We start from the raw sequence: 21,109 nt of genomic DNA on the forward strand, positions 1-21,109 counted from the left end.
CAGCGCGCCGACTCGGTCGGCGCGCGGGGAAGCGGCTACGCCGCTTCTTCGACCTGTGTCTGGGCATCGGCGGACTGGTCCGCGTACGCCTTGTCGACCGCGGCCCGGGTCCGTTCCTCGGAGTCGGGCCACAGGTGGGTGTAGATGTTCAGCGTCATGGCCGCGTTGGTGTGGCCGAGGCGCTCGGAGACCGTCTTCACGGACTCGCCGTGCTTGATCAGCAGGCTGGCGTAGTGATGCCGGAGGGCGTGGGGTCCGGTGCCCTTCGGTATGCCGGCCTTCGCGCAGGCGGGCCGCCAGGATGCGTCCATGAAGTGCGTGTAGACCACGGGGCCGCCTTGCGGCGCCGTGAAGAGCCAGCCCTCGGGGCCATCGGCGGGGAAGTCCCGCAGATGGGCCTTCATCGCATCCACCGCCGTGCGGGGGAGCGGGACCGTGCGGTGGGAGCGATCGGCCATGGGCGGGCAGACGTACACACCGTGCTTGGCGGTCTGCTGGACCTGCTGCTCGACCGAGACGGTTGCGTGCAGCAGGTCGAGGTGGCGGACCTGGAGGCCGAAGAGCTCGCCGGGGCGGAGCCCGGTGGCCGCGCCGAGCAGGACGAGGCCCTTGTAGCGGGCGGGTATCTCCTCGGACAGCGTCCGCACCTGCTCGACGGCCAGCGGCACGATCTTCTTCCGGGGTATCGAGGGCAGTTTCGCCTCGGCGCACGGGTTGTGAGGGATCATCCGGTCACGGACGGCCGCCCGGAAGACGGCGTTGACCGTGTTGAAGACCGTCCGTGAGGTGCTGGCGGCCAGCCCGTGCATGGTGGTCAGACCGGTGACCCAGCTCTGTACGTCACCGGGCTTGATGGCGCCGAGTGCCCGTTTCTCCCAAGCCGGGTAGACGTAGCAGCGCAGGTGCTGGGCCACCGCCTTGGCCGTGGAAGGCCGGTGCGGCTGGATGGCCCGCCATTTGCCGTTGGGGCGCTTCTGGATGTTGGCCAAGTGGCCTCTCCTTCGTGTCGGTTGTCAGTAGTGGCCGCCGTCCGCGATGTCGTTGCTGAGCGTGCGAGCGTCGCGCTCGTCGCCCATGAGGCGGAGGCACTGCTCGTGGATCGCCCGCGAGCTGTCGGGGTGGGCCTTGATGTGGTCGGCGATGGCGACCACGGCGTGGTGGAGGCGGTCGCGCGCGTCGCGGGCCTCGTAGAACGCCTCGACGGCCTCCTGGACGAGGCGCCGGCTGTCGATGTCGAGCCCCTCCAGGGGCGGGGACATCAGCTCTTCGAGAGGAAGCTCGAAGACGCGCGAGAAGGCGAGGGCCTCGTCGAGGTTGATGCGCCGACGAGGAGTGCCGTTCTCGATGCGCCAGACCGCCGTCAGCAGGCGGCAGCAGCCGAAGAAGCCTTCCGCCACCTCCAGGCGGGCTACCAGCAGGCTGCCGCACCCGTCCTGGCGGACCTGACCCGCCGCGCACCACGAGCCGCAACCGCCCGCCGCTACGAGCAGGACGCGCGTGCGGCCCTCCCCGACCATGCCGACCGGATCCTCGCCGACCCCACCTGGACCGCCTTGACCACAACCCTCGCCCACGCCGAGACCGCCGGCCACAGCCCCCGACGTCTCCTGGCGGAGGTGGGCACCCAGCGGGAACTCGACAGCGCGGAGCGCCCCGCCGAGGTCCTCAACTGGCGCATCACCGCTCAGCCGAACCGGCGGGCGCAAGCAGCCCGCAGCCGAAGCACCACCAGCGGCACGTCGTCCATGTCTGCCACGCCACAGCCTCCGGCCACACCAGTGGCCACGATGCCCGAGGAGCGCAATCGACACGGCTGACCCCGATCAGATGTCCTTCTGCGGACGCGAATCCTCAGCACGCCGTAGCCTTCCGGCGTGCGCTATCTCGCAGAACCGTGCATCCTCGGCGCCCTCAAGCGGGGGCGTTCCGTCGAGCAGTTCCTCGGACCGGCCGGGACCCCCGAGAGGCCGGGGGTCCGCTGGGTCGAAATACGACCGGCCCGAGGTTCCTACGGGGTCTACCTCCACGCCGCTCTCGACTGCGAACCCCTGACGGGCGACTTGGATTCGCTGCCGCCGTTGTTCGACGGCGAGGAAGAGGACTTCGGCCTGCTCTTGGCAACCACGAGTGAGCCGCTTGTTGCCATGCACGCCGCCGAAAGCCAAACGGGAGCCGCACTCGGACGCTGGGTGAACCAGTCCATGGCGGGCGATGAGTACCGCGACTACGTACTGGTCGGCCGCCCCGCAACGACACCTGACGACCAGCCGTGGCCCACTCCGGAGTCGTCGGCCGCCAGGGCGGCGACCTCGTAGACGATCAGCGGGACCCGTTATCCAGCCCTCGCGTGGACACCGGAAGCCGTCGCCGGAGGGGATCGCTGAGTTCACAGCCTTTCGCGCCCGGCCGCACCCGGCAGTCTGCTGGTCGGCGATTGGCATGATGGGCGCCGGTGAGTTCTCAGGTGTCACTAGAGGGGCGACTATGGCGTTCAAGGCCGAAGCCGATTTCGGAGTCGTCGGACGGGACGAGTGGTCCTATGCGCCGGCTGTCGGCGTGGGACCGCTCCGGTTCGGTATGACCGTCGACGAAGTGGTCGAGGCGGCTGAGACACTCGGCCAGACGAAGGTCAGCGATTGTGCACCGCACCACGCGATTTTCTCGCCGACTTGGAAGGTAGAGGTCCGCCGTCACGGGGCGGCTCCTTCTCCATCTGCCGTCACAACCTATGTGAGTCAAGCTGTGGGCCTCTTCTGCATTGCTGTCGACGCCGTGTACGGTCCCCAGGTCGCATACGACGGAATCCCGCTGGTCGGGCGAGACTTGTCGGAGCTGGAGAGCGACGCAATCGCGTATGCCGAGGCAATGGACGTGTACTTCCGCTACACGCCCGAGGGCTACGCGGGACCGGATGATCCCGGGGTCGTCATGCGCGGGCAACCAGTCGGGCCGGTCCTGCGATCGCGCCCGTTGTTCATGGTGACGCGCGACGGCGCGAATACCGAATGGGACTCGATGCCCTCCGAGGAGTACCGCCTCAACGGGTCGACGGCCTGATGTGGCGTGACTCATGACGAGGAGCCCCGAATACGCCAGCCCACCAGTCGAGGTCGGTTCGGGCCGCCCGTTACGCACCCGGTTGCCCTCGCTGTCCGTGGCAGCGAGGGCAACAGTCGTCAGGCGGCTCGGGCTACGGGTAACTGCGCGACCCACGTCGTGACCTCAGTCAGGTGCTCGGGCTGCAGCCCGAGGTGTGGGTCGGGTTGAACGAGGAGCGTCGCCGTTCCCTTGGCGGTGCGCTCCGCCGCCCAGGCGTGGTCGAGGCTGGTGAAGTCGTCATCGATCCAGACGGCGAGGGCGTCGCCCAGCCAGGCGTCGACGTGGTCGCGCTTCCACAGGTAGGCATGGGGGTGGCTGGTGGTGATCTGGAGGCGCGGCAGGTCGACGTGTGGCAGGGCCGGGAGGTCGAGAAGGGGCCCGATGAGGGTGGTGGCTTCCTGCCGCCAACTGGTGCACCAGACGGGGGTCACCAGGCCGGTGCGGATCACGTCCATGAGCATGAGGCCGTGGTTGGGGTCCAGCCAGACGGTGACCGGGTTGTCGGCGCTGCGGCCGGTGGGGACGACGTCGTGACGGGGGTCGAGCCGTGCTCGTCGGGGAAGGGTATGAGGACGCCGTCGATGTCGAGGAGCAGGTAGGGCGGGCGCATCGGTTCCTCCAAGGGAAGCCGGGCGAATGGCTGGTCAGAGCTTGTGGGCGCGGATCAGCAGGGTGGTGGGCCAGTGGCCCATGCGGGGGTCGTGGAACTCCTGGGCCGAGGTGAGCCAGAAGCTCGCCTGGCTGAGGTGCTTCTCCCACCGGTCCGTGGAGAACTCCCAGCGGGCGATGGGTAGGCGGGTGCGGTCGGGAAGGGTGACGTGGTCGCGGCGGGGTCGGTCGTCGCCGGAGGGGCTGCGGCCGCCGCGCTGCGGGTGGGGGACGGAGAAGGCGAGCACCCGGCCGGGCGTGAGGCGCTGGGCGACGGCCGGGAGCAGGAGCTCGGGGGCGACGAGGCCGACGGCGCCGAAGACGGAGTAGATCGCGTCGAACTGCTCGTCGGAGGCGTGCAGGTAGTGCAGGGCGTGGCCGGCGGCGAAGGTGAGGTGGTTCAGCCGTCCGTAGTGGGAGCGGGCGCGGCGGATCTGGAGGCCGACCAGGTCGACGTTGGCGCCGTGGCGGGTGGCGAGGTGGGCGGCGTTGTGGCCGGGGCCGCAGCCGAGTTCCAGAAGTCGCTTGCCGCGCAGGTCGGGGCCGAGTATCTCGGCTCCGGGCCCTTGGCCGGGTCTCGTGGTCCATTCCGTCCGGGCGGGCACGGAGAGGGGTTCGGCGAGGCCGGCGGCGGTGCGCTGAGCAGCGTGGGCGTGCCAGGGGGATGCCTGGGTGAGCACGTCAGATCTCCAGGAGGTGGAGGACGTCGGTGAGGTGGCGGCGGACGGCCTTGGTGTAGGTGGGGTCGGTGGCCGGGTCGTTGATCCAGCGGATGGACTGCTCCATGAACCACTCGACGGCCCACATGCGGTGCCAGCCCAGGGCCCAGTGCTCGGCGGTGAGCCCGCCGCGCGGGGCGAGGGCGTCGGGGGTGCCGCCGGCGGTGACGTACTGCTCCAGGAAGACGCGCAGTCGGACGGGGTGCGGGGGCTCGATGGTGCCGTGCCAGCTGGCGAGGTCGAGCAGGCCGGGGCCGGTGAAGGCGCGGGCGAAGTCGAGCAGCCGCCAGCTGCGCTCGCCGATGTGGAGGCTGGTGGGGTGGAACTCGGAGTGCACCCAGCCGAACGGTTCCAGCGCCGCTCCGGCCGAGCGGGCCTTGGCAGCCTGGGCGATTCGGTCGAGCGCGTCCTCGACGTCGTCGGCGTCCTGCCACCGGTCGACCTTGCGCAGGCGTTCGAGGTGTTCCAGCGCCCGGACGGGCAGCGCGCGCAGCCGCTCCTGGTCGAGGACCGGCAGGCCGGGAGCCGTACGGGTGCTGTGCAGGACCACAGCCGCGGCGACGCCGTCGAGGTCGTCGGCTTCGCGGGCGGCTGGCCCGAGGTCCTCCATGAGCATGCCGAGCCAGCCGTCGATCATGGCGGAACCGTGGATCTGGGGCACGGGGACGCCAAGGGTGCGGGCCAGGCGGAGGGCCTGGTCCTCGCTGTCGAAGGGGGCTTTTGGCGTACTTGAAGATGGCCGTGGAGCCGTCGGGGAAGGTCACGCGTTCGACGCCGGACATGGACCACACGCGTACCTCCTCTCGTGCGGCGGTGGTCTGGCTGGTCGCGGTGAGCAGGTTGTCGAGGAGTTCGGCGCTGGGGTTCGCGGTCATGCGGGGGCTCCGGGGAGGGGTGGTGGCGTCCGGGGCGGGCGAGGGGTGCCGGCCCGCCCCGGAGCCTGATCGGGTGGTGGGTTACGCGGCGGGGTTCACGCGGTGGGCGTAGACCTGCTCGATCCAGCCCGCCTTGAACGCGGCGAGGCCGTCACGGAAGTTCGCCATCGAGGCACCGTAGGGCGCGACCACGCCGCCGGACTGGTCCGGCACGGACTGGCAGCCGTGCACGAGCCGACCACCGAGCGCGGCGTGAGCCTTGATGGACTCGATCCGGCGGTGCTCGTTGAACCAGCCGCCGTGGTAGACCTCGTCGAGCATCCCGCCCATCTCGTCGTCCAGGTCGAAGACGACGGAGGTGGCGGCGGGGAAGAACCAGCACGGGCCGACGTTGGAGATGTGCCCGTCCAGCTCGACCTTGTTGAGTGCCATGAGCGTGGCCGCCTCGCGGAGCATCCGCAGGTGGTCGGCGGTGATCTGCGGCAGACCGAGGCCGGCCAGGTGCTCGTCGCGGAACAGGTACGCGTACACCTCGTACGCGGTGGCCAGGACACGGGCGGCGTCGGAGGTGGACTCGCTGTGCTGCTTGATGAAGTCGAGCGCGAGCTGCTCGACCGCGCTCTCGGTCGTCTCGTCCGTCTCCAGGAGCTGGGACTCGACCAGCTCCCAGTCGGCGACGAGCCAGGTGTTCGACTCGAAGCGGAAGAAGTACTCGGCCGGGTCGATCGTGATGCGCCGGCCGTCGACCTGGATGCCGGGCAGGCGGCTCCAGCGCGGGTCGAACGCCTCGGGCAGCTCGACCGTGATGGCCGTGGTGTCGATGGTGATCACCGTGTCTCCGTCTCTGATCGGCCAGGTTCGGGCACAGGAATGCCCGAGCCCGGTGTGGGCGTACGGAACTTCGGGGTGCCGCCCGGACCAAGGGGGGAGCCTGGATCACGGTCGCGCCGTTCCGGGCGGCTGCTGATAAGTGAACCGTTGGTCACGCACAGTGGGTACGGTGGAAGGCAGTTGAAGCGGTATACGCGGTTTACAGCTCCGGAGTGGAGGATCGTGACGGCGCAGAGAGAACCCAACTCCCGTCTGCGTGACGTCATTGAGGCGGTCGACTGCACCTACGAGGCCCTCGCCAGAGACGTGCGGCGCATCGCCGCCGAGAACGGCGAGATCCTCCAGACCAACAAGTCGGCCATCTCGCACTGGGTGAACGGCACCCGCGCCCCGTCGGGCCGGGTAGGTCAGTACCTGGCCGAAGCTCTGTCCCGCCGAGCGGGGCGCACGGTCACCCAGACCGAGATCAGCCTCCAGGCCAGCGATGACGAAGCACCGACGGCATCCGACCCTGTCCTCGCCGCCACCGACCTGGGCCGCGCCGACGTCGAGCGCCGCCGCTTCCTCGCCATCGCGGCCTTCACCACCGCCGGCGTCGCCATGCCGCTCGGATACGACCACGAAGCCCACCGCCCGCATGCTCCGCGCCCGCACCGGTACGTCCCTGGTCGGCGCGGAGGACATGGACGTCGTACGGCAGATTACGGCGGCCTTCAGCGCCGCCGACGAGCGCCTCGGCGGCGGGCACGGCCTGACCACCGTCACCGCGTACCTCGCCGACACGGCCGCCCCCATGCTGCGCGGACGCTTTCCCAGCGAAGCCTTACGCCGGGCCGCCTTCGGCGCCGTAGCCGAACTCGCCTACCTTGCAGGGTGGAAGCACCACGACCTCGGCCAGGAAGGTGCCGCCCAGCGCTACTACCAGGTCGGCTACAAGCTCGCCTGCGAAGCCGACCCCCACGGCCACGCCGCCTGGATGATGCGCGCCCTCGCCCACCAGGCCCTGAGCCTCAAGCAGCCCCACCACTGCGTCGACCTCGTCGAAGGCGCCCTCCGCACAGGTCTCGGCCACGTCGACGGCCAGACCGAGGCCCTCCTCCACATCACCCACGCCCGCGCCTACGCGGCCACCGACGAGAACCCGTCGGCCGCACGCGCCCTGCTCGCTGCCGAAGACGCCCTCCTGCGGGACGACGGCCCCCAGCCCGGCTACTCCCGTGTGAGTGGTCCCGCCGCAGGCACCGTGGCCAGCCACACCGCCCGCACACTGACCGACCTCGCCGACCACATCGGCACCGAGCAGCAGCACCGCGACGCCCTCACCCGCTGGGACCCGGAGAAGTACAAGTGCGTCCACGCCCTCACCCACGCAGACCTCGGCGACAACCTCGCCGCCCAAGCCCGCGCCGACGAAGCCGTCGCCGCCTGGACGCAGGCCCTGGTCCTCATGGAATGCATGACCTCCGACCGCACGCGCAAGGCGATCACCTCGATCCGCTCCACACTCGCGGTCTACCAGCGCCGCCGCGTTCCCGGCGCCGCCGATCTTGCCCGCCGTGCCCGCGAGGCACTCGCCTAGCATGCCCGACAACCCGTCCGACGAAGGGAACACCGTGACCCAGCAGACCGACGACCAGCCGAAGGCTCTCAAGCCGGCGCTCGAATCCATGACCCTGCTGGTCGCGGCCGTCATCGTGCACGACAAGGCCAACAACCGCGTGATCCTTCTCCAACGCAGTGAGAAAGCGAAGTTCGCCCAGGGAATGTGGGACCTCCCCGTCGGCAAGAGCGAGCCGGGCGAGCCCATCACTGAAACTGCCGTGCGCGAGCTCTACGAGGAGACGGGCCTCACCGTGAAGCCCGAGTCTCTCAAGGTCGCCCACATCATCCACGGCGCCTGGGGCGTCGAAGCCCCCAACGGCTTCCTCACGGTCGTCTTCGCCGCCCACGAATGGACTGGCGAACCCGAGAACCGCGAACCCCGCAAGCACTCCCAGGTCCGCTGGGTCGACACCAACGCCATCCCCGAGGCGTTTGTGGATACCACTGCCAGCGCCCTCCACGACTACCTGAATGACGGCTTGGAGGTCTCGCTGGACGGCTGGTCGGCAGCGTGAGCATCACGCCGCTTCACCTCATACCCGAGGATTCGCACCTTTCGCCTGCGTCGGCCGCGAGCGAGGTTGCGCAGGCCCAGCTACAGCAACTGGTTCCTGATGCGCTGGGCGGTTATGACGTCTGGGACATCCCCGGCGCAGCCTTCATCGACCTCGGGGAGAACTGGTGCCGTGTTCGGTGCCCCGTGTGCGGCTCCGACATCGAAGGCTGGTGGGGCAACGCGATGGACACGGCAGCCCTTCCAGACGGCCATTTCGACTCCCGTGCCGTGACGGTGCCCTGTTGCTCTGCCCAGACGGACTTGAAAGCCCTCGACTACGTCGAGGCTGCGGGTTTCGCCAGGTACAGCCTCGTGGCCACGGATCCAGAATGCGAGCTACCGCTGCCGCCAGCCATCGTCAGAGCACTGGGAGACCTCCTCGGCACGGACCTACGACAGGTCATCGCCAGGTACTGACGTCAAGCGCCTGCTTCGCTACGCAGGACCACTCGGGAACAGAAGCTCGTACGGCAGGTAATCGTCGTCCGGTACGCGCGGCACGTAGTCGGGGGCCGTGCGTGCAGCCACGGCCAGCAGCCGAGCGGCAGCCTCCTCCTCGGAGATGGGAGCAAGCCCGAGGGCGCGCAGGAGGCGGTCGCGCTCGGCGTCGAAGTTCGGGTGGTCAGCCCGAAGGTCCGAGCCGAGCTCGCTGATCACGAAGCCCTTCGCCAGGTCGCGCCAGAAAGGCAGTATGGCGATGAGCGTGATGGCCTCGACGAGGTCGGCGCCGATCAACGTGGCCTGGCCCTCTGAGTCGGCGTACAGGACGGGCCTCTCCTCGGCCCCAGCCTCCCCGCACAGGTAGTACGTGCCGCCAGCGCCGCAACTGGCTATCGGGTGTAGGGGGATCCTGGTAGGAAGGGCAAGTTCCTCGATGGGATCCCGGCGCTCGACGTCGAAATCGCCAGGCCAGGCGAGCGCGGTGGCAAGGGAAGACTCCTGCTCGATCCGGCGGAGTAGATCGTCTGATGCGGTCATGGGACGGAACGTAAGGGCCTGCGCTGGCACTGCACAAGAATGGAGGTCGCGGCGACCTGCACCTGAGCGCTCAGGCTGCTGCTGCGCCCGGGTCCTCGTCCTCCGGGGAATCATCCGCACCCGGGGCCTCGCCTTCCGGGGAATCGTCCGCATCGGACTTTGGAGAGACCCAGGTGGTGCCGGGAGGCAGATCTTCCCCTGTCTCCTCCTTGTACTGCGCCTTCTTCTCCTCGCTGGCGTTCCAGCCGGGGTGGAGATTCCGCAGGTGGTTCTTGGCGGAGTCGCGAGGACTGCTCGTCCTGTCGGAGGCGGAGGGCTGCTCCTGGTCAGCGACACCCTCGACTTCCGCGGCACCCTCAGCATCCTCAACGTCCTCGGCGTTTGCGGAACCCTCGGCATAGCTGGGGAACTCGTCTGCGTCCTCATCCATGCTGCGCGGCGCGAGGACCACAACAGCGACCATGCCCGCAGCCACGCCCGCGACTTTGACGAAGCGGATCGTCCTCGGGTGCTTCTCAGCCCAGCCCTTGCCCTTCTCGACCCAGTCCTTGGCCTTCTCACGGAGGGAAGTGGGCTCGCCGTCATCGGGGGGCATGGGGTCAGTCACGGGCACAGATCTACCGGACCCATCCCTCGCCTGTCAGGCAATCGCCTGACATCGCCCGATGCGTTACGGCGGCGCTCGCCAGACTGAAGTACTTCTTCGCGTCTTCACGAAGGGGCGGCCTCCGGCCGCCACAGCCGCTTGCCGTCATCGCTCTGCCCGCCCTCCAGGCGGCCTCCGTGCTGGTGGTGCCGGGCACGACGACCCTCATCGAGCTCGGCCGCTTCAGACGCGGTTTACAGCTCCAGGGCGGAGGCGATCGTGGCGGCGCAGAGAGAACCGCGCCCGCCGTTCAATACGAGGTAGCGCGGGAGGCCCGCGTACATCCTCGTCACTTAGCTCTCGACCACATGGCCGTAGCCGATCTTCTGGGGGTGCTGGGACGGCATTGGTCACCTTTCCGGGTACAGGTCGGTACGGTCGATCCAGGTGGGGGCGACGAAGATGTTGTCGCCGGCGGGGGCTTTGGAGGCTTCCAGCAGGGACCAGGTGCGGGACTCTTCGACCAGGTGCTCCCAGGGCGCGGTCCAGTCGAGTTCCCAGTCCAGGCTGGTGCCGGAGATGCCGTACGTGCGGCCGGCGTCGACCTGCCAGAGCTGGGAGTAGAGGATCACCTGAGCGTGGTCGGCCAGGTCGTTGATGATCTCGGTGAAGTGGGTTGAGGGCCAGCCAGGGGCGTCGTCCGCCGCGGTGGCTCGCAGGCGCGCGGTGAGCGGTGGGACGACAGGGGTGCGTGCGCCGAGTTCGGTCAGGGCCCAGCGGATGCCGCCCGGCTCGCTCCAGTCCGGTGGAGTCGCCCCTTCCAGGCAGGCGCGATAGGCGCGGCGCAGGTGCTCGGCCGCGCCGTCTATCTCTAGGCTCGCCAGGGCCATCGCAGCCCATTCCCGGACGGTGGAGTCGTCGCTGCGCAGGAGGGCGATCAGAGCGGGGCCGCAGCGTGGGTCCGCCACCTCTTCGAAGACCTCGATGGCGGTCAGCTGCCCGAAGCTGCCGAGGGAGGGCAGTCCGTCGATGATGGCGGGTATGGCGTCAGAGCCGATACCGATCAGTTCCGCGCGGGCGTCGTACGACGGGCCGGTCGAGTCGTCGAGCCGCTGGATGAGTCTCTCGATGTGCGTGGTCATGGGTGGTCCCGGCGCCAGAAAGTGGGCAGCCACCAGCAGAGCACCGAGTGGTCGTCGGGCCACGGGGAGCGGTTCTCGCTTGCCCACTCCTCGAAGGAGTCGCGTGTCAGATCGATGGGTCGCCAGGCGGGGTCGAGCGGCTCGTCCTCGGCAGGCGAGCGGACGAAGCGGCGGCCGTGCTCGTCGCAGGCGCCGAAGTCCTGGCAGTTGCGCTGGGCCTCGATCAAGGAGACCTTGTTCGCTCCGCCGGCCATGGTCGGCCAGCGGAACTGGACCCCGTCGTCCTCCCAGAAGCACACGGGGCAGATCTCGTACGAGCCGGGCATCGCGTCCAGCACACGGTGCCCGCAGCATGGGCAGGGGTATCGGTCGCTCACCCGGGCAGTCTCCTTGCCGGTCCCGCCGGTGCGCCATGGATTGCTCGGCCTCCGCCCGCCCGGCCGGTCCGCAGCCAGTTCGCAGGACAGCCGTAAGCGGCCACCGGGAACCCATGCATGTCAACGAGAAACCCCAGATGAGGGCCCTGCACGGGGCTCCGCCGCAGGTCAGGATCACCGCAGACGTTCCGCTTCGACGCCTGTGTGGCGGCGATCGGTCCGGTGCGCAACGTTTCACGGGTGGTTCCACTCCTCGTCTGGCAGTGCGTGCCACAGGTCCAGCCAGTCGTGGAGCAGGAAGAGGGGGCGGGTCAGGATGATGTCGCCGGCCCGCTGGGGGCGGATCGCCAGGCCCAGGTCGGCGAAGATCGGATCGCCGGCGACGCTGTACGTCAGGTTGCCGGGCCGTGTGGTGCGGTGGGCGAGCCAGTTCTCGACGTGGGACGGTGCGCAGCCGGTCAGCGGGGCCGCGTCCAGTCTCACCTGGGGGCCGGTGAGGGCGTCTGCGGCGACGCACCCCAGGCGGCCGTTGTGGAAGAGGGCCCTGACCCCGCTCTCGGTGAAGTCGGCGTAGTCGAGCTGCGGGTCTTCGCCGTGGTGGGAGTACGACGAGACGGCCGGTTCTTCGCCGAGGACTTGGGTGATCTCCTCCAAGGTCATCCCGAAGTGCAGGGGGCCGACCCCCACATACGGCGTGAACGTCCACTCGGCACGCTCCTCCTCCCGGGCGATCCGCCACGGGACGGCCACGGGCAGCTCGGGTGCCGGTTCGGGCGCGGTCCGGTCCTCGCGCCGGCGGCCCGGTCGTTCCGGAGCCGCGGTGTCCTCGGGCTGCTCCGCCAGCCGGCGGATCGCCCGCTCCTGCGCCTGGCCGCCGAACGGGTTCTCCGCCAACTCGCGTGCCCGGTCCAGGGCCGTGCGGCGCTCCTCCTCCGCAGTGATGAGCCCGGTGACATCCTCGCCCCAGGCAGCCAGCCGTTCCCGGGCGATGCACCGGTAGTACGAGTCCGCGCTCACGGCAAGGACCTCGCGGACGGCGGGCGCGTATCGGGGGACGTGCGAGGCGAGGGCGGGGTCGGTCAGGAGCAGGGCGGTGGCCGCGAGCACGGCCTCCCGCACCAGCGGATCGTCTGCGTCGCAGAACTCCGCGATGCGGTCGTGGAGCAGTGGCCTCGCCGTACGAGCGGCAGCCAGATCCCGATCCGCGCCGACACCGTCCTCGACGTCCAGGCGGGCGAGGTCGGCGAACGAAGCCAGCCAGTTCAGCAGTTCGGCGCGAAGCGACCGCCGACCGGCCCTGCGCTCCCAGCGGTCTTCGGCGAGGGTGCGTGGATCGTCCAGAAGACCTGCCAGGACCAGGGCCGCCGGAGCCGTCGCCGGAAACACCCGCTCCTGATGGAGGAGCAGCCGATACAGATCGCCCACCGCCCGAACCCGGCGGGCCGGATCGGTGGCGAGCACAGCGCCGAGGATGTCCGGTGTGTCGGGCACACCGTGCCGGCCGGAACAGACGTGCGGCAGCTCTTCCCAGGGGGTGCCGGCGAGCGCCGCCTGTGCTCTGGGTGGCAGGGGGCCTGCGGGAGCACCGGAAGGGCCCGCGGTCATCGCGTCGATCACGACCGCAGTGTTCCAGCCGACTCCGACATCGGTACGCCCGCACCTGACCCGGCGTCGTCCGCCCTGCCGGGGTCGGCGGGGCGGACGCGGCGAAGGGCGGTGGCGGGATCAGCTGTCGGGGTCCTCCGGGGGGTGGGGGCTGTGCGGGGTGTCCCAGTAGTACGCGGAGGCGGAGTCGTCGGTCTCCGGTGAACCCCAGTCCCGCTCGACATCGTTCTCCGACGGGGAGGCAGCCGTGTACGAGGGGGCGTCGCTCTCGTCGTCGTAAGGCAGCAGGAACCTCCGGCGGATCTCGTCGGCGGCGTCCTCCCGGCCGTTCGCTTGCAGTGTGCGCATCACACGGTGCACCAGGACCGTGTACCCGTCCGTGTCAGGTTTCAGATCCGCGGCTTCCATCAGCAGGAGCAGGCGTTCGGAGACGCTCACTTGTTCCTCCCGGACGAACTCGTCCGTCGCCTCATCGTGCGCGCCCACCGGTGGCACGAGAAGGTGACGGAAGAGGTCGGGCACCTCCTGGTCCTGGGCCGCCGCCGCGACCTGGGCGAGCGGGCCGATCATGTCGACCGCCTTCTCGATCTCCTCCTCGTGGCGGGCCAGCCACCACACCACCGCACTGCCTGTGCTCTTGAGTACGTCGTCGCCCAGATAGCGCCGCTTGCTGCGCTCGTACTGGCGCTCGTGCTCCCACACCTCCTCGTCCTTGCGCAGATTGTTCAGCTTCCGCAGGCGCTCGCTGTCCTCGGAGGCGAGCGTCAGCGTCACGTCGGCGACCGTGCACTCCACTCGCCCGCTCCGGTCCGTGAACGGGAAGCCGAGCTCACCCTCCAGGAGGTAGCGCGCGAAGCTCGCCCGAGCGGGGTCCTCGTGGCGGACCACCGACGAAGCCCGGTTGACGACCGAGGACACGGCGAGAGCCGGCGAAACGCTGCCGGACCAGTCGGCGTGGTCGGGCGCGGCCCGCCACCACACCGTGGCGGAGAAGAGGAAGTCGTAGCCGTCCCGCGCACTGGGCAGCGGGGCCTCGCTCACACGGGTCTCCGCGTACGGCTGCTCCGGCGGCGCGGCCGGCTCGGGTTCCACGGGCTCATCCGTGCCGGCGGGCTCGCGCCCGTTGCCGGCGAACGCCATCACGAGCAGCAGGGAGCCCGAGACCGTGACCATGGACATGAAGCCCCACAGCCAGGGTGACCAGTGCTGCAGGCTCCCGACCAGTGCCGGTGCGAGGCCGCAGAGAGCCACGAACAGCAAGCCGGTGAAGCGGTGTCTCATCGTGCCTCTTCCCTGGTCCGGGTTCCCGCACCCATGTCCGGTGCGTCTTCCGCGCGGTCGCACTGCGCGTCATCGATGTACCGCCAGAAGCGGCCCGCGACGGCCGCCCGTTCGGGCCGGTGAGAGGTCCTCACCCAGTCGCATGCGAGGGTGTAGAGGCGCTGGAGAGCGGCCGGGCGGCCGCGCGTCGCACCGACCATCACACCCAGCGCCATGTCCCGCGAGGAGTCCTCCGCCGCGCTGCTCAGCCAGCTGTTCACCATGGACGTCCACAGCTCGTCGGGTGGCTGGGCGAAGACCGCCTCCCAGCCCACGAACAGGTCGGGCCAGACGGGCGGGTCCGATGCGCGGTCGCTCGTCAGCAGTTCTGTGAGCAGCCGGAGGTGAGGTGCCGCCGCACGCGGCTCCTGGTGCGTTCGTTCGCGCAGGCGATCGATCAGCAGCCGGTGGAGCCGGCGGTCGCGACAGCCGAGTTCGAAGAGAGCGTCCCTCGCCTCTCGGGCCGGCGCCCCGCTGTTGCGTACGGCGAGGTGGTGCAGCCGTACGAGGGCCTGATCGGGGTGCGTCATCGCCAGGTACTGGCAGCAGGCGGCGGTCAGTACGCGTACCAGTCCGTCCGGCAGAGCGCCCGACCGCACGTACTCGTAGATCTTCCGGCGGAACCAGCCGCCCAGCCCCTCGTGGCTGAGGCCGAGCCCGAGCGCCGTGACCGCGCGCTGATCGCGATGGGCGCCGGTCGAGCCGTTCGCCCATTGGACCGCGAGGGCGAAGAGGTGGTCGGGCCGGTCGACCGCCAGGGCACACTCGCCGAAGCGGACGACGATGCCGACCCGGTCGCCGAGGGTCAGGTCCTGTTGCCCGGCCGCTTGGCCGATCCAGTCCCTGAGATCGTCGCGTACTCCCGGAAAGTTCGCCCAGAAGTACGTGCGAACCGCGTCGGCGTAGGCCAGGTGGCCGAAGCGGAGCCGCCCTCCGGCGTCCCGTTCGATCCCGAGCGCGGTCAGACGTTCCCCGAAGTCGCTTCCCGCGAGTTCGGTCGTCGTCTCGTCCTCGTACTTCACGGTCCGCAACAGGCCGCGCCATGCCCGGTACACGGTGTCCGCGCGAGCCTCCTCGAAGACGGCGGCCGCCAGCAGGAGCGCCCGTTCCGGGGTGGAGCGCGCTTCGGCCACTTGCCGGCCCACCTCACCGGCCCGGTCGGTCACCGCATGGATCGCCTGATCGAGCCATCCCGCGAAGTCGCTTCCGAACCGGCGGCTGTCGCGCGCTTCTCCCACCAGCCGTGCGAGCTGAGCCAGTTCACGCATGGGGGAGCGGTCGCACAACTGCTGGAGGGCGGGGTTCGCGAGGTCCGCCGGGCGGAAGACCATATCGTCCATGCGGAGGTGCCGGGTGAGGACGGTGACGCCTCTGGGACGCCCCAGCTTCACGATGTACGGTTCCAGGTCCGGCTTGCGGGCGTACTCCAGGCCGGCCGGAAGGACGGCCACCATACGGGCCCCGGCCTCCTGGACCCGGGATCGGCGAAGGTCCAGCTCGCGCTGGGCCCCGGCGTACTCTTCCTCGTCCGCGATCCCCGACAGGTCGAGGAGGAAGCGGTCGCCCTCGGCCGGCGCGAACGGGTTCTGGTCCTTGTCCATCGCCGGAAGTTCTTCGAAGCGCCCTTCGGCGGAACCGGAGCCGTCCTCGGTGCCCAGTCCGTGCAGCAGCATGATCGCCGCGGCACGTCGGCCACTTCCCGGTTCTCCCTCCAGCAACACCACCGCTCCGGGCCTTTTCAGACGGTCGGCACCCACGCGGTATCCCGCCGGCCGGGCGAACCGGTCGGCCAGTCGCACCCGGTCCTCCCGAACGATCCGGAGGGTCTCGACACGCTTGCGGCGCATCCAGTCCGCGCCGACGCCGTAATAGTTGTTCTGCGGGCCGCTGCCGTTGTTGACGGGGCCATTCGGATCGTTGACCGTGACGTGGTCCTGATCGGTCATCGTTCGTCGTCCGCGCGCCGGCGCTCGCGCTCGAAGCGCTGATGGACGGTGCCGCTGTTGTCGCCCGCCGTGTACTGCACCCCGGTGTTGTCCCCCTCGAAGTGGGGCGCGTTGTACTGATGCCCCCGCCCGGTGTTCACCGGGCCCTGCGGCTCGTTGACGAACGTACCGAGGTCTCCGTTGAGGTTGCCGATGCCACCGCGAATGCGCTGCTTCACATCGCGTGTCCGCATCCGGGCGTGCCCGCCTTCTTCGGCCGGTTCCCGCACCGCGCGGGCGTCGCGATCCTCGTGGCCCAGCTCGGGCAGGAGCCTGGAGAGCGCGTTGCCCAGGGCCTTCAGGTCCGCATCCGCGTTGCGGTGGTCGAATCGCTGGTACTGGCAGTCGGCCAGTTCCCGCAGATCCTCCGGGAGGGCGGCGGGGTCGATGCGGGTGGCACGGCCGACGAGTACAGGGATGACGAGGACTCCGCGGCAGAGGGCGGTTCCGATCTCCCGGCGGGTCCAGTCCCGCTCGGATTCGAACGCGGGGCGTCCGTCGCTTCCTCGCACCTCGGCCCAGCGGGGGCCGATGACGGCCAGGAGGGCCTGGCACTCCTCCACGGCCTCGATCAGCTTGGCGGGGTAGCGCTGTCCGGGTTCGATCGAGTCGCTGGCGAAGAAGATCCGCTCACGACCGAACCGCCGGGCGAGCTCCCGGTTGATCATGGCCGCCGTTGTTTCCTCGTCGCCGGTGCGGTAATTGACGAAGACATCGGGCATGAAGGGTCCTTTCACAGGGTGTGTTACGGGTGAGTCGGGGCAGGGCGAAGCGGCGCGCTGCCGTCACGGCATGGCGATTTCGCGCAGGCGCGGGGAAGACGGCGCATCCCTGATGCCGGTGCACACGGGAGCCGGGGGCCTGGCGTCGCGGGGAAGCCGGAGGGGGTGGTGAGGTGGTGTCAGGCGTGCGCGGACGCGAGGACGCGTGCCAGAGTCGGCTGCAGATCGCGTACGGCCCGATTGCTCCGGAAGCGTGCGAGCTCGCGGGCCAGCCGCCGCACGTCGGCGTTCACCGTTGCCGAGGGAACGGCCGGCATCACGCCCAGCAACTCCCCGGCGATCGTGCACGCGTGCTCGACCTCGCCGGAAGCGGCGTGTGCCAGGGACCTGCGCAGGCCGTACCGGGCGCGGGTGCGCAGAGCGTGCGCCGGGAGACGCCGGCATTCCCGGTCCAGCACCTCGGCGGCCGCCGCCGGGCGCCCGAGGTCGTACAGGCACCATCCGGTCGTCATCGCGGCCGGATCGGTCACATGCGTGGTGCCCAGTACGGGCCCGGAGCCGCCACGGGCCCCGTCGCTCCGCAGGAGTTCCCGCGCACGGTCGAGACTCCGCAGACAGGCGCGCTCATCACCGGCGAGGGCGTGCCCCTGCGCCTCCCGCTGGGCCGCGAGTCCCCGGACGCGGGGCGGCAGGTGATGGCCCTGGGCCCGGCGGGCCAGCGCGATCGTGCTCGCGGCGTCGCCGCCGTAGAACGTGACCAGGGCGCGGCGCACCAGTGCGTAGGAACCGAGGTGAGGGTCCCCGCCGGCGCGGGCCAGTTCGGCTGCCTCGTCGGTCCAGTCGAGCGCTGCCGCGCTGTTGCCGGCCTCCTGCGCCATCCAGCCGGTGAACTCCGCGAAGCGCGACGCCAGCACAAGGGCGGGGGCACGAGTGGCGGACGAGGCGGCGGCAGCCAGTCCGACGACCAGGCGCGTCTGTGTCTCCAGCAGAGGCAGCAGGGCATTCGGAGCCGTGGACTGACCGAGCTTGCGCAGCTGGTCGAACTGGGCCTGGAAGGAGAGCAGCAGCGGATCGGCCGCAGAGGCGGCCGGGCCGCCGAGCTTCAGCCCGAGCTCTATCAAGGAGCCCGTCCCCGCCGCGAGTACTTCACGTCGTCCGACCCGCAGGAGGTTGTCGGCGGGAGCGGCGGCATCGTCGGGATCGGAGTCGGACCGGACCACCAGGCGCCGCAACTCGCCGTTCGCGCCGAGGAAGGCGTCGCAGCGGCGGGCCAGTTCGGGCGACGCGGAACGCTCGCCGCGTTCCACCTTGCTGAGGTACCCCTTGTCGTAGTTGAGGGCTGCGGCCATGTCGCTCAGCGACAGTTCCGCCTCCATACGTAATCGGCGAAGCTCCGGGCCGAAGTGGGCCGGTGTGCTCGTCATCGGTGCTCCCCCTCGAAGAGTGGCCGTGAGAGCGGTACGCCCTCACGGGGGATCTGCGTTCGACGTTCACGGGAGGACGCGGTGAGCGGCAGCGGGCACTCTCCGTGAGACAGCCGCTTCGCTCCGCATCCATGAGTGAGTCTGGCACGAGGTGGGCCGGAGGCATCGGGATTCGGCAGGGTTGCCTGTTGCCTGTTCGGGCAGCGCCGGGGTGGTTCAGGTTCGGGGGCCCGCTCCGTGCAGGAACGTGTTCACCACTCGGGCGGCCAGCGCGTCCGGGTCCGTGGTGGGGTCCGTCGGGTTGCCGTGGAGCGTTTCGCCCAGGAGGGCGTAGTAGACGCGCTGGAGCCACGAGAGGTCGGCGGACGCGTCGATCAGGTGCTCGGCGCGGGCGCGTTCCAGGACGGCTACGCAGTGGCGGGCCATCTCCTCGTGGAGGGCGGCCGCCTCGCTGCCAGGGGTGGCCGGGAGGCTCAGGGCGAAGGTCCAGGCGCCCTTGACCTGGAGGACGTTGGCCGTGATGCGGTGCAGCGCGACCAGGGGCGGGGCGGTCGCGGGGCGGCCGTCGTCCACCGCGCGGGCGAGTTGGCGGGCGGCCGACAGGGCGAGCGCCTCGATCAGTGCCTGGCGGTGGGCGAAGCGGCGGTGGATCGTCGTCCGGGACACCCCTGCCTCGGCCGCGATCTGCTCCATCGAGGCGCCGGGGTCCCGGGAGAGCACGCGTTCGGCCGCCTCCAGGATCGCGCGCACGCTCCGTTCCGCGTCCGCTCGCAGCGGCCTCGCCGTCTTCTCTCCCACGGTGCCTCCCCGTTCCGTTCGGACATCTCGCTAAACGATACAGGGGTGCTTCATTTCCTTGGTAAGTGGAGCAAGTCTGTTGCAGGCATCGGCAATACGTGTACTGTCTTGTTGCAGTTGAGTGCGTCCCGGACCCCAGTCAAGGAGACCTCCCATGCCCACCACCGCCCTCGTCACCGGTGCCTCCTCCGGGCTCGGCGCGGAGTTCGCCGCCCAGCTCGCCGCCCGCGGACACGACCTCGTCCTGGTGGCCCGGTCGGAGGACCGGCTCACCGCCCTCGCCGAGCGCCTGGCCGCCCGGTACGGCATAACGGCGCACGTCCTGGTGCGGGATCTCGCCGAGCCCGGCGCCGCCCGTGCGATCGCCGATCGGCTCGACGCGCTCGGCATCGACATCGGGCTGCTGGTCAACAACGCCGGCTTCGGGACCTGCGGGCGCTTCGAGGACATCGCCGCCGACCGGGACCACGACCAGCTGATGGTCAACGTCGTCGCCCTCGTCGGCCTCACCCACGCCCTGCTTCCGGGCATGCTGGCGCGCGGCGCGGGCGCGGTCGTGAACGTCGCGTCCACCGCCGGCTTCCAGCCCGCCCCGTACTTCGCGGTCTACGGCGCGGCCAAGGCGTTCGTGCTGAACTTCGGGCTCGCCCTGCGTCAGGAATGCCGGGGGAGGGGCGTGCGCGTGCTCACCCTGTGCCCCGGTCCGGTCGACACGCCGTTCTTCGAGGCCATCGGCACGCGTGAGGCGGCCGTCAACGGCTCGATGAGTACGCCGGAGCCGGTGGTGCGCGCCGCGCTGGCCGCTCTCGACCGCGATCGCGCCTATGTCACACCGGGGTTCGGCAACGCCCTGGCCGCGCACCTGCCGCCGCGCCGGCCGCGCGCCCTGGTCGCGGCGTTCGCCGAGCGTGTCACCCGTAAGGTCCTCGCGTCGGCTCCGAAGGCCGCGCAGGACGGGCCGGCCGCCGGGCCCGGCGCATCCGCCGAGCCCGCCGCACCGGTCACCCCGTACGCGGCATGAGCGCCGCGCACGAAGGCGCCGCTCACCGCCCGTCCGGCGTGAGCGGCGCCCCGTTCCCCTCCGCGGCGGTCGTGAACCGCCGCGGAGAGGGGTGGTTCGTCACGCGTCAGCAGGCACCCAGGTCCTGCCAGACGCCCCACGTGCCCGACGTGCCGGGCTGCTCGCCCTGGACCCACCACTTGGCGCGCCAGTTGTGGCCGTTGTACGAGACCGTGTCGCCGCCGTTGTAGACGCGGCCCGCGTCCCAGGCGCCGGCGGTGCAGTCGCCGGGGGTCCCGCCGTCGCCGTCACCGCCGGGGGTCCCGCCGATGTTCACGTCGATGCAGGCGTAGAACGCGTTGGCCGTGTCGGAGATGTTCCAGACGGCGAGCACCTTCTGCTTGCCGGTGAAGCCGCCGAAGTTCACCTGGTGGGTCTTGGCGGCGCCGGGCTGGGCGCCGTTGTCGTTGAACTCGGCGATCTTCGAGCCGCCGATGTAGTACTGCCAGGTGCTCGTCGCGTGACGGGCCGTCAGGGTCCAGGAGAAGTTCGCGGAGCTCCCGACCGGGGTGGCCTTCCAGCCCTTGGCGTCGTTGTCCAGATCGGCGAACTGGGAGTTGCCGCCGCTGCAGCTGCGCAGGCCCTTGGGGCCCTCGACGCTCTGCGGCTCGTACTTGATCTGGCCGCAGCTGACGGTGCCCGCCGCGCACTGGGCCTGGCGGCTCGGCGGCGAGGAGACGTATCCGTGCGCACTGGCCGAGGTGGCCGGCAGGGCCACCGCGAGCAGGGGGGCGACACCCGCACCGATCACGAGGGCCAGTTTTCGCTTCGCGTTCATGCCA

The 21,109-nt window shown here is 70.3% G+C and carries 21 protein-coding genes and 3 pseudogenes; 7 read left to right on the forward strand and 17 right to left on the reverse strand.

The genetic code is table 11. The features are described from left to right. Positions 1–35 precede the first annotated feature (35 nt). Together OG710_RS20025 and OG710_RS20030 are read right to left on the reverse strand one after the other, a co-directional pair. A complete protein-coding gene (locus tag OG710_RS20025) occupies positions 36–989 on the reverse strand; it encodes a tyrosine-type recombinase/integrase (RefSeq protein WP_330240552.1) in 954 nt (317 codons plus the stop codon). Between the two features lie 24 nt (positions 990–1,013). After that, positions 1,014–1,517 carry a hypothetical protein gene (locus OG710_RS20030; RefSeq protein ID WP_330240553.1) on the reverse strand — a complete coding sequence of 168 codons (504 nt, stop codon included), beginning with the start codon at positions 1,515–1,517 and terminating at the stop codon, positions 1,014–1,016. 36 nt (positions 1,518–1,553) lie between these two features. On the opposite strand from OG710_RS20030, the gene OG710_RS20035 reads away from it, so the two are divergent. From OG710_RS20035 to OG710_RS20045, 3 genes are all read left to right on the forward strand, one after another. Next, positions 1,554–1,817, forward strand: coding sequence for a hypothetical protein (locus OG710_RS20035; RefSeq protein WP_330240554.1), 264 nt, complete (start codon positions 1,554–1,556; stop codon positions 1,815–1,817). Between the two features lie 57 nt (positions 1,818–1,874). Continuing rightward, positions 1,875–2,315 (forward strand): hypothetical protein, encoded by a 441-nt coding sequence (locus OG710_RS20040; protein ID WP_330240555.1) that lies wholly within the window; start codon positions 1,875–1,877, stop codon positions 2,313–2,315. A gap of 169 nt (positions 2,316–2,484) precedes the next feature. Then, the gene (locus OG710_RS20045; protein WP_330240556.1) at positions 2,485–3,057 is read left to right on the forward strand and encodes a hypothetical protein; all 573 of its coding nucleotides are present in this window, start codon (positions 2,485–2,487) and stop codon (positions 3,055–3,057) included. Between the two features lie 119 nt (positions 3,058–3,176). Here the strand turns inward: OG710_RS20045 and OG710_RS20050 are convergent. From OG710_RS20050 to OG710_RS20065, 4 genes and pseudogenes are all read right to left on the reverse strand, one after another. Then, positions 3,177–3,709, reverse strand: a pseudogene (locus OG710_RS20050) (HAD domain-containing protein). 34 nt (positions 3,710–3,743) lie between these two features. After that, positions 3,744–4,427 carry a class I SAM-dependent methyltransferase gene (locus OG710_RS20055; protein WP_330240557.1) on the reverse strand — a complete coding sequence of 228 codons (684 nt, stop codon included), beginning with the start codon at positions 4,425–4,427 and terminating at the stop codon, positions 3,744–3,746. Position 4,428: 1 nt separating this feature from the next. Further along, positions 4,429–5,341, reverse strand: a pseudogene (locus OG710_RS20060) (aminoglycoside phosphotransferase family protein). Between the two features lie 81 nt (positions 5,342–5,422). Next, positions 5,423–6,172 (reverse strand): hypothetical protein, encoded by a 750-nt coding sequence (locus tag OG710_RS20065; protein ID WP_330240558.1) that lies wholly within the window; start codon positions 6,170–6,172, stop codon positions 5,423–5,425. Positions 6,173–6,394: 222 nt separating this feature from the next. On the opposite strand from OG710_RS20065, the pseudogene OG710_RS20070 reads away from it, so the two are divergent. The 3 genes and pseudogenes from OG710_RS20070 (at position 6,395) to OG710_RS20080 (ending at position 8,747) form a co-directional block, all read left to right on the forward strand. Next, positions 6,395–7,751, forward strand: a pseudogene (locus OG710_RS20070) (tetratricopeptide repeat protein). A 1-nt stretch (position 7,752) separates the two neighbouring features. Continuing rightward, positions 7,753–8,289, forward strand: a complete 537-nt coding sequence (locus OG710_RS20075; RefSeq protein WP_330240559.1) for an NUDIX domain-containing protein — start codon at positions 7,753–7,755, stop codon at positions 8,287–8,289. Further along, on the forward strand, positions 8,286–8,747 hold the full coding sequence (locus OG710_RS20080; RefSeq protein WP_330240560.1) for a hypothetical protein: 462 nt from the start codon (positions 8,286–8,288) through the stop codon (positions 8,745–8,747). The genes OG710_RS20075 and OG710_RS20080 overlap by 4 nt, the downstream gene beginning before the upstream one ends. A gap of 18 nt (positions 8,748–8,765) precedes the next feature. Here the strand turns inward: OG710_RS20080 and OG710_RS20085 are convergent, their stop codons facing one another. From OG710_RS20085 to OG710_RS20130, 10 genes are all read right to left on the reverse strand, one after another. Then, on the reverse strand, positions 8,766–9,308 hold the full coding sequence (locus OG710_RS20085) for a hypothetical protein (RefSeq protein WP_330240561.1): 543 nt from the start codon (positions 9,306–9,308) through the stop codon (positions 8,766–8,768). Between the two features lie 70 nt (positions 9,309–9,378). Beyond that, positions 9,379–9,915 carry a hypothetical protein gene (locus OG710_RS20090; RefSeq protein WP_330240562.1) on the reverse strand — a complete coding sequence of 179 codons (537 nt, stop codon included), beginning with the start codon at positions 9,913–9,915 and terminating at the stop codon, positions 9,379–9,381. A gap of 389 nt (positions 9,916–10,304) precedes the next feature. Further along, a complete protein-coding gene (locus OG710_RS20095; protein ID WP_330240563.1) occupies positions 10,305–11,036 on the reverse strand; it encodes a HEAT repeat domain-containing protein in 732 nt (243 codons plus the stop codon). Further along, positions 11,033–11,413 (reverse strand): CPCC family cysteine-rich protein, encoded by a 381-nt coding sequence (locus OG710_RS20100; RefSeq protein ID WP_330240564.1) that lies wholly within the window; start codon positions 11,411–11,413, stop codon positions 11,033–11,035. Before OG710_RS20100 ends, OG710_RS20095 begins: the two co-directional genes overlap by 4 nt. Before the next feature lie 234 nt (positions 11,414–11,647). Next, entirely contained in the window at positions 11,648–13,030 is a 1,383-nt protein-coding gene (locus OG710_RS20105; protein WP_330240565.1) for a hypothetical protein, read from the reverse strand. Positions 13,031–13,138: 108 nt separating this feature from the next. Continuing rightward, complete coding sequence (locus tag OG710_RS20110) at positions 13,139–14,299, reverse strand: hypothetical protein (protein WP_330240566.1); 1,161 nt, start codon at positions 14,297–14,299, stop codon at positions 13,139–13,141. After that, complete coding sequence (locus OG710_RS20115) at positions 14,296–16,284, reverse strand: hypothetical protein (RefSeq protein ID WP_330240567.1); 1,989 nt, start codon at positions 16,282–16,284, stop codon at positions 14,296–14,298. Before OG710_RS20115 ends, OG710_RS20110 begins: the two co-directional genes overlap by 4 nt. After that, positions 16,281–17,045 carry a toll/interleukin-1 receptor domain-containing protein gene (locus tag OG710_RS20120; RefSeq protein WP_330240568.1) on the reverse strand — a complete coding sequence of 255 codons (765 nt, stop codon included), beginning with the start codon at positions 17,043–17,045 and terminating at the stop codon, positions 16,281–16,283. Before OG710_RS20120 ends, OG710_RS20115 begins: the two co-directional genes overlap by 4 nt. Positions 17,046–17,224: 179 nt before the next feature. Next, positions 17,225–18,469, reverse strand: coding sequence for a helix-turn-helix domain-containing protein (locus OG710_RS20125; protein ID WP_330240569.1), 1,245 nt, complete (start codon positions 18,467–18,469; stop codon positions 17,225–17,227). A gap of 216 nt (positions 18,470–18,685) precedes the next feature. Continuing rightward, positions 18,686–19,267 (reverse strand): TetR/AcrR family transcriptional regulator, encoded by a 582-nt coding sequence (locus tag OG710_RS20130; protein WP_330240570.1) that lies wholly within the window; start codon positions 19,265–19,267, stop codon positions 18,686–18,688. A 154-nt stretch (positions 19,268–19,421) separates the two neighbouring features. Between OG710_RS20130 and OG710_RS20135 the strand changes: the two genes are divergently transcribed. Continuing rightward, a complete protein-coding gene (locus OG710_RS20135) occupies positions 19,422–20,288 on the forward strand; it encodes an SDR family NAD(P)-dependent oxidoreductase (protein WP_330240571.1) in 867 nt (288 codons plus the stop codon). A gap of 106 nt (positions 20,289–20,394) precedes the next feature. Here the strand turns inward: OG710_RS20135 and OG710_RS20140 are convergent, their stop codons facing one another. After that, positions 20,395–21,105, reverse strand: a complete 711-nt coding sequence (locus OG710_RS20140; RefSeq protein WP_330240572.1) for a lytic polysaccharide monooxygenase — start codon at positions 21,103–21,105, stop codon at positions 20,395–20,397. Positions 21,106–21,109: the final 4 nt, after the last annotated feature.

The organism is Streptomyces sp. NBC_00525, from assembly GCF_036346595.1.
In the GTDB taxonomy this organism is placed as follows: Bacteria; Actinomycetota; Actinomycetes; order Streptomycetales; family Streptomycetaceae; genus Streptomyces.